Source organism: Qipengyuania marincola (assembly GCF_029688625.1).
Classification (GTDB): domain Bacteria; phylum Pseudomonadota; class Alphaproteobacteria; order Sphingomonadales; family Sphingomonadaceae; genus Qipengyuania.
In genome coordinates this window covers 496,858-510,644 of sequence record NZ_JARULC010000002.1, presented here as the reverse complement: position 1 = coordinate 510,644, position 13,787 = coordinate 496,858, and the positions used below count along the sequence as shown (strand labels likewise).

The window sequence follows — 13,787 nt, the reverse complement described above, 5'->3', positions numbered from 1 at the left end:
TTATTGGTTCATGTTGGCGAAGAAGTCCTCGTTGGTCTTGGAATCCTTCATCTTGTCCAGCAGGAATTCCATCGCATCGATCGTGCCCATCTGCATGAGAATGCGGCGCAGGACCCACATCTTCGACAGCTTGTCCTTCTCGACCAGCAGCTCTTCCTTGCGGGTGCCGGACTTGCCGACGTCCAGCGCCGGGAAGATCCGCTTGTCTGCGACCTTGCGGTCGAGCACGATTTCCGAGTTACCGGTGCCCTTGAACTCTTCGAAGATAACCTCGTCCATGCGGCTGCCGGTATCGATCAGAGCGGTGGCGATGATGGACAGCGAACCGCCCTCCTCGATATTGCGCGCCGCACCGAAGAAGCGCTTCGGACGCTGGAGGGCATTGGCGTCGACACCGCCGGTCAGCACCTTGCCCGAGCTGGGCACCACGGTGTTGTAGGCGCGGCCGAGGCGCGTGATCGAATCGAGCAGGATGACTACATCGTGCTTGTGTTCGACGAGCCGCTTGGCTTTCTCGATCACCATTTCGGCGACCTGGACGTGGCGGTTGGCCGGTTCGTCGAAGGTCGAGGAAATCACCTCTCCCTTCACGCTGCGCTGCATGTCGGTCACTTCTTCCGGCCGCTCGTCGACCAGCAGCACCAGCAGGAAGACTTCCGGGTGGTTGTCAGTGATCGCCTTGGCGATGTTCTGAAGCAGTACTGTCTTACCGGTACGCGGCGGGGCGACGATCAGCGCGCGCTGGCCCTTGCCCTGTGGACTGATGATGTCGATCACGCGCGCCGACTTGTCCTTGACGGTCGGATCGAGCGTGTCGAGCGTCAGCTTTTCTTCGGGATAGAGCGGCGTGAGGTTGTCGAAATTGGTGCGGTGGCGGACCGCATCCGGATCGTCGAAATTGACCTTGTAGAGCTTGGTCAGCGCGAAGTAGCGCTCGCCTTCCTGGGGCGCCCGGATTTCGCCCTCGACCGTATCGCCAGTACGCAGGCCCCATTTGCGGACCTGGTTCGGCGATACGTAGATATCGTCGGGACCGGCGAGGTAATTGGCCTCGGGGCTGCGCAGGAAGCCGAAGCCGTCCTGCAGCACCTCGATTGTGCCGATGCCCATGATCTTTTCTTCGTATTCCTCATCCTCGGCGAGTTCGCGCAGGATGCAGAACATCAGATCCTGCCGTCGCATGGTCGAGGCGCCTTCGACACCCAGCTCCTCGGCCATCGAGACCAGCTCGGCCGGAGTCTTCTCTTTCAAATCCTTGAGATGCATTGTTTTTTCTCGGTAAAATAGCTTTGATGGCCGGCAGGTCGGTAAAGGGCTTGGAGAAAGCAGACCCGGCCCCGTCGGATGCGGGGCCTGTAGCCGGTAGGTAGATTGCAGTTACGATTGCCCGGACAGGCCGTCAATCGCCAATCGGGCATGGCGCGGGTTCAGAACGGCTTGACGATCACGAGGACCACGATGAGCGCGAGCAGGATGCCCGGCACCTCGCCCAGCATGCGCAGCTGTTTCTCGCTCAAGGGCCGCTTGCCTGCGACCATCTTCTTCGACTGGGCAACCATGTAGCCGTGATAGCCGGTCAGCAGGATGACCAGCAGCAACTTGGCATGGAACCAGCCCTGGGTGAAGGCGCCGATAGAAACCGCCAGGGCAAGGCCCAGCAGCCAGACGACGACAAGGCTCGGCGTCAGGATGATTTTACGCAAGAGCCCTATTCGCTTGCCCCACAGCGCAGTCTCGTCCGTATCCGGTGTAGCCGGATGCAGGTAGATCATCTGGCGCGGCAGCATGAACAGCCCCGCCAGCCAGAAGACCATGAAGATCACGTGGCCGGCCTTGAGCCAGAGATAGGTCATTGCGAGGACATCCTGCATTGCGCGTTGATGTAGTGAGCCATCAGCCGCGCGTCACCCCTCGAAAGACCGGACCGTGTCGATCAGCCGGTGCACATGATCGATCGGCGTGCGCCGGTCGATGCCATGGCCGAGATTGAAGACATGCGGCCGGTCGGCAAACGCTTCGAGAATGGCGCGCGCCCGGTCTTCCAGCCGATCGCTTCCTGCCAGCAGAAGCAGCGGGTCGAGATTGCCCTGCACCGGCATGCCGGCAGGCAGTTCGCGTGCCACCCAGGCGGGATCGAGCGTTTCGTCCACGCCAACTGCATCGACGCCGGTCTCGCGGGCATAGCCGGGCAGCTTTTCGCCTGCCCCCTTGGGGAAGCCGATGATTGGCGTGGAGGCATGGCTCGCCTTCAATGCGGAGACGATCCTGGCGTTGGGTGCCACCACCCAGCGCTCGAATTCATCCGGGGCGAGGCTGCCCGACCAGCTGTCGAACAATTGCACGGCCTCGGCGCCCGCATCGATCTGGCCTTGCAGATAGGTGATCGTCTCGTCGGTAATCGCATCGACAATCGCCTGCAACGCGGCCGGGTCGCGATAAGCCATGGCGCGAGCGTCGTGCTGGTCACGGCTCCCCTCACCCGCCACCATGTAGGTCGCGACCGTCCAGGGGCTGCCTGCGAAGCCCAGCATGGTGACCTCGTCCGACAGGCGTTCGCGACACAGGCGAACGGTCTGGTAGATCGGATCGTAGCGCGAGTGGTCTGCCACCAGGTCTTCGAGCGCGGCATCGACAAGAGCTGGCGATAGCCTGGGTCCCTCGCCGGCCAGGAATTCGAGATGTTGCCCCATCGCATGGGGCACGATCAGGATATCGGAAAACAGGATTGCCCCGTCGAAGCCGAAACGCTCGATCGGTTGCAGCGTGATTTCGCAGGCAGCTTCGCTGTCGTAAGCCATCGCGAGAAATCCGCCCTTCGTTTCTCGCAGGGCACGATATTCGGGCAGATAGCGCCCGGCCTGTCGCATGAGCCAGAGAGGCACGCGCGTGCCTCGTTTGCCGTTCAGCGTATCGAGGAGGAGACCGGGCATCGGAGAGTCCAATCCAATAATATTATTTATTTAAAGAGAGATGATGGAGTCTGTTGGCCCTGTGGATTTCAGGGATAAGCCGTCCCTGCCCGATTTCTCCAGCAATGCAAAGGGCGACAGGGGATCGGCGACTCGCCAGCCGCAGTGAGTCGAGTCAAACTTTTCCTCGCTGTTAGTCGCCTTGCGCAAAACTCGCATTTGGTGTGCGGGAATCGCCTGGCGAAGGACTCGCATTGGGGAGGCAATTTCGTCCCGAACTTGTCGCCAGGGCTCTCCCGTGGTTTATGCCGGTGCTTCTCCACAGGCAGGAAACCTCACCATTTCCAACCGAGTCCACCTCCACCTTCTTTCCGATTCCACCGGCGAAACGCTGGAAATGCTGGCCAAGGCGGCTCTCGCTCAATTCGAGGATGCCGACGTCATGCGGCATTTCTGGCCAATGGTGCGCAGCCGCCAGCATCTCGAACGGATCGTGCCCGAACTCAAGGCCAATCCGGGTCTCGTGATGTTCACTCTGGTCAATCCCGAGACCCGTGCGCGGCTGGAAGAGGTTTGCGCACAGCAGGGCCTGCCCGCCGTGCCGATCCTCGACCATGTCACCTCTGCACTTGAAAAGGCGCTGGGCCAGGAAGCGCATGGGCGGCCCGGGCGCCAGCATGCGATGGACAAGGCCTATTTCGAACGCGTCGAGGCGATCCAGTTCACCATTGCCCATGACGATGGCGTGGGCTGGGAGAACTGGGAAGAGGCCGACATCGTGCTCGCCGGCGTCTCGCGCAGCTCGAAAACGCCGACCAGTATCTATCTCGCCAATCGCGGATACAAGGTCGCGAATATCCCCCTGGTCGTGGAAAGCCCGCCGCCTGCGAAACTGTTCGAACTGAAAAAACCGATGGTCGTCGGTCTCACCACTGCGCCCGAGCGGCTGGTGCAGATCCGGCGCAATCGCCTGCTGACGCTGAACGAGGAACGCCAGACCGACTATGTCGACAACGAGCGGGTGAAGGACGAGGTGAAATTCGCGCGGCGCATGTTTGCCGACAATGGCTGGGCGGTGATCGACGTTACCCGCCGATCGATCGAGGAAACCGCCGCGGCGGTCATTCGCCTTTTCAACGAACGCGAGCTGCGCGGATCGAGCCAGGGGGCAAAACCGATATGATCGGTATCGCAGGCAACGGCATCGTCCTTGCTTCGAACAGCGCCTCGCGCAAGGCGATGCTGGAAGCTGCCGGAATTGCGTTCACGGCACAGCCCGCCGATGTCGACGAGCGCGCGCTCGAAGCGGATATGGCAGGCGCCGACCCTGCCGAGGTCGCACAGGCGCTGGCGGCGGCAAAGGCGGCGGCGATTACGTCGGAGCAGCTCGTTCTCGGGTCCGATTCACTCGTGGAAGTCGATGGCCGGCGGTTCGACAAGCCGGCATCACGCGCGCAGGCGGCGGAGCATCTGCGCAGCTTTTCGGGCAAGGTGATGACATTGCACAGTGCCGCGGCGCTGGCGCGTGGCGGGCAGATCGTCTGGGTCGGCTCCGATTTCGCGCGCCTGCGTGTCCGCGAGCTCAGCGACGCGTTCATCGATGCCTATCTCGACGCAGAATGGCCGGCGGTTTCCTATTGCGTCGGCGTTTTTCGCATCGAGGGGCCGGGTGTGCAGCTGTTCGAAAGCATCATGGGCGATCAGTTCACCGTGCTCGGCATGCCGCTGCTGCAGGTGCTCGAGGCTCTGCGCGAGGAAGGCGCCCTTGCCGCGTGAGCCATTACGCGGAAGTCATCGGCGATCCGATCGCACAGTCCAAGTCGCCGGCCATCCACGGCTTCTGGATCGAAAAGCTCGGCCTCGATGCGGAGTATCGCGCGCAGTTGGTCAGCGCGGAGGACCTCGAAGCCTATTGCGACCATCGGCGCCAAGATCCTGACTGGCGCGGGTGCAATGTGACCATGCCGCACAAGCAGGCCATCATGCCCCTTCTCGACCGGCTGGAGCCTCTCGCCAAGCGCGTGGGGGCCGTGAATACAGTCGTCAAGGCAGCGGACGGCGCGCTGGTCGGCCGCAACACCGATGTCGCTGGCTTTCTCGAGCCGCTGCAGTCCCTGCTGCGGAGCCAGCACTATTTCCGGATGGCGCGGATAATCGGGACCGGGGGCGCGGCGCGGGCGATCATTGCCGCGCTGGTGAAGGAGAATTTCACGATCGTTCTCGCCGGACGCAATACCGAAAAGGCGCGAGGACTGCTCGAAGAACTCGATCCGGACGGCGAACATCACGTCGCCCCGCTTGATCACTTTGCCGATACGACCGATTTCGCTTTCGACGATCGTGAAGGCTGCTGCGACCTGGTGGTCAACGCTTCCCCGCTCGGCATGCGCGGCCAACCGCAGCTCGCTTTTGACTGGAGCCACGCCCCACCCGGCTCGATTGGCTATGATATCGTGACCGATCCGGTTGATACACGCTTTCTGGAGAACGCGCGCGGGGCGGGGTTCGATACTATCGACGGCCTCGCCATGCTGATTGGCCAGGCAGCCGCCGCGTTCGGGCATTTCTTCGGCGTCGAGCCACCACGCGAACATGATGCCGAACTGCGCGAAAGACTGATGGCATGAGCCGCCCGCTGATAATCGGTCTCACCGGGTCGATCGGCATGGGCAAGTCCACCGTCGCCGCCATGTTCGAGGCGGCCGGTGTCCCGGTTTTCGATGCCGATGCCGAAGTGCGCGCCATGCAGGGACCGGGAGGAGAGTTGCTGCCAGCGATCGAGGCGGCCTTTCCTGGCAGTACTGGCCCGAACGGTGTCGACCGCGACAGGTTGGGTGGCGAGGTCTTCGGCGACAGCGAAGCGCTCGCGCGACTCGAGGCGATCGTCCATCCGGCAGTGGCGCGCAAGCGCGAGGCTTTTCTGATCGAACACGCAGGAGCACCGCTGGTCGTCTTCGACATCCCGCTTCTGTTCGAAAAAGGCGGCGCGGAGGCCGTCGACCGCATCGTCGTCGTTTCCGCCGGGGCGGAGCAGCAGCGTGAGCGCGTACTGGCCCGGCCTGGAATGACGGCGGAAAAGTTCTCTCACATCCTGTCCCTGCAGGTCCCCGATGCGGAGAAGCGAGACCGGGCCGACCACGTCATCGATACCGGTACGTCGCTTGCGGAAACCGAAGATGCCGTCCTTGCGCTGATTGGGGAATTGCGTGCGACGGCATCGGATCGACGTCGCGATACCCCTTGAAATCGCGGGGTTTGAGGCCGATAGGTTAGCCAATGCGTGAAATTGTGTTCGACACCGAAACGACCGGACTCGATCCCAAAACCGGGGACCGGATGGTCGAGATCGGGTGTGTCGAGATGGTCAACCTCGTGCCGACCGGCAAGACCTATCACGCCTATTTCAATCCCGAACGCGACATGCCCGCCGGCGCCGAGGCGGTGCACGGCCTATCGGCCAACTTCCTGTCGGACAAGCCGCTGTTCTCCCATGCTGTCGAAGAGCTGCTGGCGTTTCTTGGCGACTCCCCGCTGGTCGCGCACAATGCGGGCTTCGACTTCGGATTTCTGAACGCCGAACTGGCGATCTGCGGGCGGGATCCGGTCTGCACCACCCGCATGGTCGATACGGTCGCCATCGCGCGCAAGCGGCATCCTGGGGCCAAGCTGTCGCTCGACGCGCTGTGTTCGCGTTACGGGATCGATCGCAGTCACCGCGTAAAGCATGGCGCGCTGCTCGATGCCGAACTGCTCGCGCAGGTCTATGTCGAACTGAAGGGCGGGCGCCAGATCGGCCTGGAGCTTGCGGCCGAAATCGAAGGGCGCCGCGCCCTTGGCGGGACCGAACCGGTAGCCGTGCGTCGCGCGCCCGATAGGCCACGTCGCGAGCCGCGACCCCATGCCGCAACGGCGGAGGAGCTGGCGCGCCACAGGCAGTTCATGGCGGGCATCGAAAACCCGCTCTGGGGTTAGGCCGCACGCTTGTGTGAGGCGCGGCCATCGAGGGGTCGACGGAACGAACAAGGAGAACGAAAGCCATGGATATCCGCGTTTCCGGCCACCAGATCGACACCGGCGCTGCCCTTCAGGAGCATGTCGGTGATCGCATGAACGGCATCGTCGACAAGCATTTCAACCGCGCAATCTCCTCGCATGTCACCTTCGGCAAGGGGCCGGGCGGATCTTTCACCGCGGACATCGTGACGCATGTCATGCAAGGCCTGATCCTCAAGGGGCATGCCGAGGCCCATGACGTGCATCAGGCCTTCGACAAGGCCGCGGCCAAGATCGAGAAACAGTTGCGCCGCTACAAGCGCCGCATACAGGATCGGCATGAACAGGCGGCACACGCATTGCGCGAGGAGGAGGCGGCCTACACGATCCTTGCCGCACCCGATGAGGACGACGAGGACGAGATCACCGTCGACAGCCCGCCGGTCATTGCCGAAACGCGCGCCATCATTCCCGAATGCAGCGTTGCCGATGCGGTGATGATGCTCGACCTGCAAAATGCCAATGCGCTGCTGTTCAAGAATGCCGGCAGCGAGCAGCACAATATGGTCTATCGCCGCCATGATGGCTCGATCGGGTGGGTCGAGCCGCGCTGAGCGGCCTGCGCGAATGGGAGAAACTGCAGCAAGTAGCGGGGCCGAGCGGCACTATCGCGCGCTCGAAGGACTGTACGCTTCGGCGCCGGTCAATGCTGTGTTCTCGTCGCAGCTGGCGGTTACGGGCGAGGGGCGGGCCCGGATTTCGTTCGAGATCACCGAGGCGGTCTATCACGCCGCCGGTGCTGCGCACGGCACTATCTACTTCAAGATGCTCGACGATGCGGCCTTCTATGCCGCCAACACGCTGGTGACCGATCGATTCCTGCTGACGACCAGCTTCAATCTCCATTTTACCAAGCCCGTGCGTGCCGGAAAGGTCGTCGCGGAAGGCAAGTGGGTCAGTGGCCGCAAGCGCGTGTTTGTCGCCGAATCGCGCCTGGTCGACGAAGAAGGCGATGAGATCGGACGGGGAACTGGCACCTTCATGCGCTCACGCATCGCGCTATCCAGCCTGCCGGGCTACCTCGGACGGGATTGAGCGGGATGGAGGGGCGCCTGCCCGCTCATCTCGAGGTCTCGGGCCTCATCCGCGCCGTCGAAGCCGCCGGAGGGTTCGCGACCGTTATCCAGCGCGGCGAACGCGATGCGGGTACGGTGCTGCTGGTAACCATGGATCGTGGGAAAAACGCAACACTTTGGGAACGGATGCCGCAGCTCGACGGGTCGCGAAACTTCACTATAACGCGCACTCAAAGCCCTGATAATCCGATGGAATTTGGTGAATATATTCAGCGCCGCAGACACTCCGATCCAGACTGCTGGATCATAGAGCTGGATATCGCGGAGGCGGAACGCTTCATCGATTCAAAGGCACCTTAACTTGACTTGGTTTCGTTTGCGACTATTTGGCTGCCAACTTCGATGCGTAGGCGGCCTATCTCGGCAATGGGGTCGGTAGGCTAGCACGCAGACGGGGGATGGGCGGCAGGCCCGTAACGGATCCATTCCTAACGACGCATATAACGCGCTAGGATCCCAGTCTGCGACAGGCCATCAACCGCTTAGTTTAGCTGAAAAATGGTTCGTAGATTTACCGGTTTCACCGCGGTTGCCGCGGCGATTGCCCTTACCACGCTGGCCGGAGCGGAAAATTCCGGCGCCTATGCCCAGGTCGCGGCACAAGCGACTGAGACCGCCGCCGTCGAAACCCCGCTGACCGAAGAGGTTGTGCCGGTTTTTGTCGAGAAGGCCGTGGTTCAGGAGTTTCCCGAGGAAGCGACTGACGAGATTCCCGTCATCGACGAAGCGCCGCGCGCCCAGAGCCTGCGCGAGCTCGTTGGTGCGATGCCCGCAACGGGCGAATTGTCTTCCGAACTGCAATGCCTTGCCGGCGCGATCTATTTTGAATCGCGGGGCGAACCACTCGAAGGCCAGTTGGCTGTCGCGCGCGTCATCATCAATCGCGCCGAAGATCGCCGCTTCCCGTCGAGCTATTGCGGCGTCGTCTACCAGCGCTCGCAGTTTTCCTTCGTCAAGGGCGGCCGCATGCCGCGCATCCGCACCGGCACGGCGGCGTGGACCCGCGCCAAGGCCATCGCGCGCATCGCCCACCGCGGCCTGTGGGATAGCGAAGCCGGCGACGCGCTATTCTTCCATGCGAAATATGTGAAGCCCAGCTGGAGCTACAAGAAGGTGGCGACCGCGACCATTGATACGCATATCTTCTACCGCTGAACCCGCGGCCACATAGGCAACAACGAGGAGGGTCGTCGCATTTCCGCGGCGGCCCTCTCTTCGTTTTGCCCTAGGCGGCGATCTCGACCCAGACGGGCGTATGATCGCTGGCTTTTTCGCGGCCGCGATATTCCTTGTCTACTCCGGCTGCCGTCATTCGGTCGGCCAGCTCAGGGGACAGCAGGAGGTGATCGATACGGAAGCCGTGATCGCGCTGCCAGGCGCCAGCCTGATAATCCCAATAGGTCCAGACACCGCCGCGCGGATTGAGCGTGTCGATCGCATCGGTCCAGCCGTCGGCCAGAAGGCGCTTGAACGCATCGCGCGATTCGGGCTGCATCAGCGCATCGTTCGCCATTGCCCTTACCGACCAGACATCCTTGTCTTCCGGAATGACATTGAAATCGCCCAGCACCACGGCAGGGACCTCTTCCTCCCAGACCGCCTTCATGCGCTCGCGAAGCTTCTCCATCCAGTCGAGCTTGTAGGTGAATTTGGGTCCCGGATGCGGATTGCCGTTGGGCAGATAAAGGTTGCAGATTCGAACGCCGTTCACTTCGGCCTCGAGATAGCGCGCCTGCTCACCCTCGTCGTCCTTGGGTCCGTCAATGCCCAAGCCGCGCTGGATTTCCTTGGGCTCGACGCCGTCGGCGAGGATCGCGACGCCATTGAAGCTCTTCTGACCGTGCCAGATCGCCTTGTATCCGATTGCCTCGAACTCGTCGGCGGGAAACCCGTCGTCCATCGACTTGATTTCCTGAAGGCAGGCGACGGCGGGGCGAGTCTCCTCGAGCCATTCCTTCAGTCGCGGCAACCGGGCCTTGATCCCGTTGATATTGTAGGTGGCGATACGCATCGGGCGGTGATGCCCGAAAGGGGCGCCCGGGTCTAATTCAAATCCCGAAGCTCGATCCGCAACCACAGCCGGCGGCCGCCTGGGGGTTTTCGACCTTGAAGGCCGCTCCGCCGAGATCCTCGACGAAATCGACCCTGCTCCCTGCGACGAGGTCCAGGCTTACGGGGTCGACCAGCAGCTTGACGCCGTCTGTTTCGCTCACCGCGTCGTCACCCTCGGCATCTGCGGCCAGGTCGAACTTGTACTGGAAGCCCGAACAGCCTCCGCCTTCGACCGAAAGACGCAGGATCGCAGGTTTCGCCTGTTTCTGCGCAATGGCGGCCACGCGCGCTGCGGCGGCATCGGTCAGGGTGGGGGCGCTCGTCATAGGCTCGATGTAGGGGGTGGGGGCGCCAGTCTCAAGCGTGGGCGATGTAATCGCGCATCGCCTCGGCTTCGTGCTGGACCTCGTCGAACCGCGATTTGACGAGGTCGCCGATCGATATGAAGCCGACCATATTGTCGCCCTCGACCACCGGAAGATGGCGAATCCGGCGCTTGGTCATCAGCGCGAGCGCCTGGTCGATCTTCGTCGTGCGGTCGACCGTGATCGCGGGCGATGTCATCACCTCGCTGACGCGCCGCGACAGGCAGGCATCGCCTTCCTGCGACAAGCGGTAGATCACGTCGCGTTCGGAAAAGATGCCCGCGACTTTGCCCTCTTCCATCACCGGGAGTGCGCCGATGCGCTTCGAGGCAAGCAGACCGACAGCCTCGCTCACGGGCGTGTCCACCGAGCAGGAAATGACACTCGAACTGGCGCGATCCGCGATGAGCGATCCGATATCCATGGCGCTTCTTCTCCCTTGTTCAGCATGGGGAGAATGCCACCATTGCGGGGGAATTGCGAGTCGCGTACGCTATCGCAGACGTTGCCTTGCAGCGCGATAAGCGTCACAGGCTGGCCTGATGGTCCAGAAGTCTCCCCTCGATGATCCCGAACAGGCTGCTTACGCGTGGGCGCGCTTCCGCCGCATTATGCGGTTCATGTTCCTGCTGACGCTGGGCGTGGTGGCGATCTCGCTGGCATTGCTCTGGAAGTTCGGGAGCGAGGAAGCCTCGATCCACTATTATATCGCGGCGGCGCTCGGCATCGGCTTCACCATGCTGCTCGCCAGCGCGTTGATGGGGCTGGTGTTCCTGTCATCGGGCACCGGACATGACGAATCGATCGAGGATCCCCTTTCGGACGAGGATTAGTCGGCCGGATAGAGCCGGTATTCCTCGACCGGCACGCCGCCGATCAGGTGGCGCTGAATGATCGCCTCCAGCACCTCTTCGTTGCAGGAATGATACCAGACGTTCTCGGGCCAGACGACGGCGATCGGTCCTGCTTCGCAAATCTGCAGGCAGTCGGCCTTGGTCCGCTGGACCGTGGCGCCGGGGCCGACCAGCTTGAGTTCCTTCAGCCGTTTCTTGAGATAATTCCAGGCCGCCTTGCCTTCGTCGCGCTTGCAGCATTTCTGCTTCTCGGACACGGCGCACAGGAAAATCTGGCGCTGTGCCGAGGCGCCGCCGATCTTTGCAAGCGCCTTTTCGGCCTTGCCCAGCTTCTTCGGACTCGCGTTCATTTGGCGGGCTTCAGCCAGCGGTCGAGCCATGCGAAAACGGTGTTGTGCCATTGCAGCGAATTCTTCGGCTTCAGCACCCAGTGGTTCTCGTCGGGAAAAACGAGCAGCTGGCTGGGGATTTGCTTCTCCTGCAGGGCGGTGAAGCTGGCGACCCCCTGAGTATAGGGCACACGAAAGTCCTTCATCCCGGTGATCACCAGCATCGGCGTCTGCCATTTGTCCACGTGGTTAACCGGATTCCATTTCTCATAGGCTTCCGGGTTTTCGAGATAGCCGCCCCCGAAATCCCAGCGCGGGAACCACAGTTCCTCGGTCGTGAAATAGAAGCTGCGCATGTCGAACAAGCCGTCATGCTGGACGAGGCAATCGAACCGATCGGGCCATTTCCCGGCAATCCAGTTCATCATGTAGCCGCCATAGCTCGCCCCCATCGCGCAACTGCGGCTACCGTCGATCTGGCTGTCGAGCTCGAGCGCAGCGGTGAGGCCCTTCTGCAAGTCTTCGAGCGGTTTCCCGCCCCAGTCCCGATTGATCGCGTCCGTGAACGCCTGTCCGTATCCGGTCGATCCATGGAAATCGACCGAGACCACCGCATACCCTTGGCTGGCGACCACGCGGGGGTTCCAGCGGCTCGACCAGCCATCGTTGAACGAACCTTGCGGCCCGCCATGGACGTAGAGGATCGCCGGGAGGCGGCCGGAGACGCCTTCGGGCTTGGTGATCTGACCCCAGACCGTGTCGCTGTTTGCACCCGCGAAGCTGAACCGCTGGACCACGACCGGGGCGAGCGTTCCCATGCGGCTGGTCGCGATATCGGTGAGCGGCTTGGCCTGCCCCCAATTGCGCGCAAGGTAGAGCTCGGCAGGTGCTCCGATCGAGTCGCGCGTGAAAACGATGTCCCCACCGTGCAAGGGCACCACATTGCCGATATGCGCTTCATTGCCGGCCATCAGATCGAGCCGCTCGACCTGCCCGGTGCGCGGATCGATCCGAAAGGCCGGAGTGTCCAGCACGTCCTGCGCGGTGGCGATGATCCAGCGTGCGTCGCGGGTCCAGGCAAGCGAGCCGAAGCTGCGATCGAATTCTTCGGTAAGCGCCTTGGTTTCGCCCGTCCGCAGGTCGCGCAGCATCACGACTTGCCGATCGGCTTCGTATGTCGGTCGCTCCATCGCCACATAGGCCAGATAGCGACCGTCGGGCGAAGGGGTCGGCAGCGCGTCGAGCGCTTCGTTATCCTGAGTCAGATTGACCGGAGCGCCGCCACCGAGATCGGAATACCAGATGTCGAGGTTGGTCGAGTAGGGCTCGCCCCGACCCGCCTCGCGTGCAGTGAAATAGACCCCTCGGCCGGTCGGCGCGAAGGCCACATCCTCCCCGCCGCCGAATGGTCTCGTCGGCGTATCCCCGGCAGGTCCGCCTGCGCCGATGGGGCCGTCGAGTGCGATCGCCGGACCGGAGGCCGTGCCGTTTTCCAGCGATAGCGCGAAAACCCGGCTGTAGGTTCCGGGTGTCTCCCATTCGTCCCAGTGGCGGACGAAACCCCCGTCGCCTTCAAACAGCAGGCCTGTCCCGGGGCCGGGCGCATAGGATTTGGCGCTATCGTCGCAATCGAGCGTCGTGCAGTCCCGCGGCAGATCGGTCCAGACGGCAATACGGCTGCCATCGCGCGACACGTCGAAACCGTTCACCGCGCGCGGCAGATCGGTGACCTGGCTCATCGCGGTCACGCTGCCGTCCGTACCTACGCGCGCGCGCCAGACCTGCTCCTCCTTGAGGAAATAGAGCCATCCATCACCGCCGAAGCGGGCATCGCTTCCGTCGAGATCGAGCCGGACGGGCGCTGCATCGATGGCGTTCAGCAAGCGCATGTGGAGGGCACTGTCGCGCGCATAGCTCTGCGGATCGGTCGTCGTGACGGGATAGACGGCCATGCGCCCCGATGGATCGACGCTGGGCGCACCCAGCCGGGGCATCGTGACGAGATCCTGCGCGCTCATCGGCGCGCGGTCCTGCGCCATCAGCGGGGAAGCGAAAAGCGCGATGGCGCTTGCGAGCGGGAGTGCGAGCCCGATGCGTGAAGTCATGCGCGCAGGCTTAGGCGCGCGGGCAGCCAAAGTTAAGCGGTTAG

Annotated in this window: 18 protein-coding genes; 10 read left to right on the top strand and 8 right to left on the bottom strand. The window is 62.7% G+C overall.

Going from position 1 to position 13,787, the window contains the following annotated elements; all coding sequences use genetic code 11:
- The 3 genes from rho to hemE form a co-directional block, all read right to left on the bottom strand.
- A complete protein-coding gene (gene rho, locus P8Q88_RS07785) occupies positions 1 to 1,266 on the bottom strand; it encodes a transcription termination factor Rho (protein ID WP_278323282.1) in 1,266 nt (421 codons plus the stop codon).
- Positions 1,267 to 1,427: 161 nt separating this feature from the next.
- Positions 1,428 to 1,871 carry a CopD family protein gene (locus tag P8Q88_RS07780; RefSeq protein ID WP_278323281.1) on the bottom strand — a complete coding sequence of 148 codons (444 nt, stop codon included), beginning with the start codon at positions 1,869 to 1,871 and terminating at the stop codon, positions 1,428 to 1,430.
- A 33-nt stretch (positions 1,872 to 1,904) separates the two neighbouring features.
- On the bottom strand, positions 1,905 to 2,930 hold the full coding sequence (gene hemE / locus P8Q88_RS07775; RefSeq protein WP_278323280.1) for a uroporphyrinogen decarboxylase: 1,026 nt from the start codon (positions 2,928 to 2,930) through the stop codon (positions 1,905 to 1,907).
- A 376-nt stretch (positions 2,931 to 3,306) separates the two neighbouring features.
- Between hemE and P8Q88_RS07770 the strand changes: the two genes are divergently transcribed.
- From P8Q88_RS07770 to P8Q88_RS07730, 9 genes are all read left to right on the top strand, one after another.
- Positions 3,307 to 4,092 carry a pyruvate, water dikinase regulatory protein gene (locus P8Q88_RS07770; RefSeq protein ID WP_278323644.1) on the top strand — a complete coding sequence of 262 codons (786 nt, stop codon included), beginning with the start codon at positions 3,307 to 3,309 and terminating at the stop codon, positions 4,090 to 4,092.
- Positions 4,089 to 4,685 carry a Maf family protein gene (locus P8Q88_RS07765; protein WP_278323279.1) on the top strand — a complete coding sequence of 199 codons (597 nt, stop codon included), beginning with the start codon at positions 4,089 to 4,091 and terminating at the stop codon, positions 4,683 to 4,685. Before P8Q88_RS07770 ends, P8Q88_RS07765 begins: the two co-directional genes overlap by 4 nt.
- Positions 4,682 to 5,536, top strand: coding sequence for a shikimate dehydrogenase (aroE, locus tag P8Q88_RS07760; RefSeq protein ID WP_278323278.1), 855 nt, complete (start codon positions 4,682 to 4,684; stop codon positions 5,534 to 5,536). Before P8Q88_RS07765 ends, aroE begins: the two co-directional genes overlap by 4 nt.
- Positions 5,533 to 6,153 (top strand): dephospho-CoA kinase, encoded by a 621-nt coding sequence (gene coaE / locus P8Q88_RS07755; protein ID WP_278323277.1) that lies wholly within the window; start codon positions 5,533 to 5,535, stop codon positions 6,151 to 6,153. The genes aroE and coaE overlap by 4 nt, the downstream gene beginning before the upstream one ends.
- Before the next feature lie 32 nt (positions 6,154 to 6,185).
- On the top strand, positions 6,186 to 6,881 hold the full coding sequence (gene dnaQ / locus P8Q88_RS07750) for a DNA polymerase III subunit epsilon (protein ID WP_278323276.1): 696 nt from the start codon (positions 6,186 to 6,188) through the stop codon (positions 6,879 to 6,881).
- 65 nt (positions 6,882 to 6,946) lie between these two features.
- On the top strand, positions 6,947 to 7,516 hold the full coding sequence (gene hpf / locus P8Q88_RS07745; RefSeq protein ID WP_278323275.1) for a ribosome hibernation-promoting factor, HPF/YfiA family: 570 nt from the start codon (positions 6,947 to 6,949) through the stop codon (positions 7,514 to 7,516).
- 13 nt (positions 7,517 to 7,529) lie between these two features.
- The gene (locus tag P8Q88_RS07740; RefSeq protein WP_278323274.1) at positions 7,530 to 7,997 is read left to right on the top strand and encodes a PaaI family thioesterase; all 468 of its coding nucleotides are present in this window, start codon (positions 7,530 to 7,532) and stop codon (positions 7,995 to 7,997) included.
- A gap of 5 nt (positions 7,998 to 8,002) precedes the next feature.
- On the top strand, positions 8,003 to 8,338 hold the full coding sequence (locus tag P8Q88_RS07735; RefSeq protein WP_278323273.1) for a DUF1491 family protein: 336 nt from the start codon (positions 8,003 to 8,005) through the stop codon (positions 8,336 to 8,338).
- A gap of 198 nt (positions 8,339 to 8,536) precedes the next feature.
- Entirely contained in the window at positions 8,537 to 9,193 is a 657-nt protein-coding gene (locus P8Q88_RS07730; protein ID WP_278323272.1) for a cell wall hydrolase, read from the top strand.
- 70 nt (positions 9,194 to 9,263) lie between these two features.
- Here P8Q88_RS07730 and xth read toward each other — a convergent pair whose 3' ends face one another.
- The 3 genes from xth to P8Q88_RS07715 are packed head-to-tail and all read right to left on the bottom strand — an operon-like array spanning position 9,264 to position 10,879.
- The gene (gene xth / locus P8Q88_RS07725; protein WP_278323271.1) at positions 9,264 to 10,049 is read right to left on the bottom strand and encodes an exodeoxyribonuclease III; all 786 of its coding nucleotides are present in this window, start codon (positions 10,047 to 10,049) and stop codon (positions 9,264 to 9,266) included.
- Between the two features lie 37 nt (positions 10,050 to 10,086).
- A complete protein-coding gene (locus P8Q88_RS07720; protein ID WP_278323270.1) occupies positions 10,087 to 10,416 on the bottom strand; it encodes a HesB/IscA family protein in 330 nt (109 codons plus the stop codon).
- A gap of 31 nt (positions 10,417 to 10,447) precedes the next feature.
- The gene (locus P8Q88_RS07715) at positions 10,448 to 10,879 is read right to left on the bottom strand and encodes a CBS domain-containing protein (protein WP_278323269.1); all 432 of its coding nucleotides are present in this window, start codon (positions 10,877 to 10,879) and stop codon (positions 10,448 to 10,450) included.
- Between the two features lie 118 nt (positions 10,880 to 10,997).
- On the opposite strand from P8Q88_RS07715, the gene P8Q88_RS07710 reads away from it, so the two are divergent.
- Entirely contained in the window at positions 10,998 to 11,288 is a 291-nt protein-coding gene (locus P8Q88_RS07710) for a hypothetical protein (protein ID WP_278323267.1), read from the top strand.
- Here the strand turns inward: P8Q88_RS07710 and P8Q88_RS07705 are convergent.
- Together P8Q88_RS07705 and P8Q88_RS07700 are read right to left on the bottom strand one after the other, a co-directional pair.
- Positions 11,285 to 11,659: a (2Fe-2S) ferredoxin domain-containing protein gene (locus tag P8Q88_RS07705; RefSeq protein WP_278323266.1), complete on the bottom strand. Its 375-nt coding sequence runs from the start codon at positions 11,657 to 11,659 to the stop codon at positions 11,285 to 11,287. The two genes, P8Q88_RS07710 and P8Q88_RS07705, sit on opposite strands and share 4 nt — an antisense overlap.
- On the bottom strand, positions 11,656 to 13,743 hold the full coding sequence (locus P8Q88_RS07700; RefSeq protein WP_278323265.1) for a dipeptidyl-peptidase 5: 2,088 nt from the start codon (positions 13,741 to 13,743) through the stop codon (positions 11,656 to 11,658). Before P8Q88_RS07700 ends, P8Q88_RS07705 begins: the two co-directional genes overlap by 4 nt.
- Between the last annotated feature and the right edge of the window lie 44 nt (positions 13,744 to 13,787).

Bases quoted from the DNA above. Each gene is read 5' to 3' on its own strand.
- rho (WP_278323282.1), bottom strand. From the start codon at position 1,266: ATGCATCTCAAGGATTTGAAAGAGAAGACTCCGGCCGAGCTGGTCTCG.
- xth (WP_278323271.1), bottom strand. From the start codon at position 10,049: ATGCGTATCGCCACCTACAATATCAACGGGATCAAGGCCCGGTTGCCG.
- dnaQ (WP_278323276.1), top strand. From the start codon at position 6,186: ATGCGTGAAATTGTGTTCGACACCGAAACGACCGGACTCGATCCCAAA.
- P8Q88_RS07715 (WP_278323269.1), bottom strand. From the start codon at position 10,879: ATGGATATCGGATCGCTCATCGCGGATCGCGCCAGTTCGAGTGTCATT.
- P8Q88_RS07700 (WP_278323265.1), bottom strand. From the start codon at position 13,743: ATGACTTCACGCATCGGGCTCGCACTCCCGCTCGCAAGCGCCATCGCG.
- coaE (WP_278323277.1), top strand. From the start codon at position 5,533: ATGAGCCGCCCGCTGATAATCGGTCTCACCGGGTCGATCGGCATGGGC.
- P8Q88_RS07710 (WP_278323267.1), top strand. From the start codon at position 10,998: ATGGTCCAGAAGTCTCCCCTCGATGATCCCGAACAGGCTGCTTACGCG.
- P8Q88_RS07740 (WP_278323274.1), top strand. From the start codon at position 7,530: ATGGGAGAAACTGCAGCAAGTAGCGGGGCCGAGCGGCACTATCGCGCG.
- hpf (WP_278323275.1), top strand. From the start codon at position 6,947: ATGGATATCCGCGTTTCCGGCCACCAGATCGACACCGGCGCTGCCCTT.
- P8Q88_RS07780 (WP_278323281.1), bottom strand. From the start codon at position 1,871: ATGCAGGATGTCCTCGCAATGACCTATCTCTGGCTCAAGGCCGGCCAC.
- P8Q88_RS07735 (WP_278323273.1), top strand. From the start codon at position 8,003: ATGGAGGGGCGCCTGCCCGCTCATCTCGAGGTCTCGGGCCTCATCCGC.
- P8Q88_RS07720 (WP_278323270.1), bottom strand. From the start codon at position 10,416: ATGACGAGCGCCCCCACCCTGACCGATGCCGCCGCAGCGCGCGTGGCC.
- P8Q88_RS07705 (WP_278323266.1), bottom strand. From the start codon at position 11,659: ATGAACGCGAGTCCGAAGAAGCTGGGCAAGGCCGAAAAGGCGCTTGCA.
- P8Q88_RS07730 (WP_278323272.1), top strand. From the start codon at position 8,537: ATGGTTCGTAGATTTACCGGTTTCACCGCGGTTGCCGCGGCGATTGCC.
- hemE (WP_278323280.1), bottom strand. From the start codon at position 2,930: ATGCCCGGTCTCCTCCTCGATACGCTGAACGGCAAACGAGGCACGCGC.
- P8Q88_RS07765 (WP_278323279.1), top strand. From the start codon at position 4,089: ATGATCGGTATCGCAGGCAACGGCATCGTCCTTGCTTCGAACAGCGCC.
- P8Q88_RS07770 (WP_278323644.1), top strand. From the start codon at position 3,307: ATGCTGGCCAAGGCGGCTCTCGCTCAATTCGAGGATGCCGACGTCATG.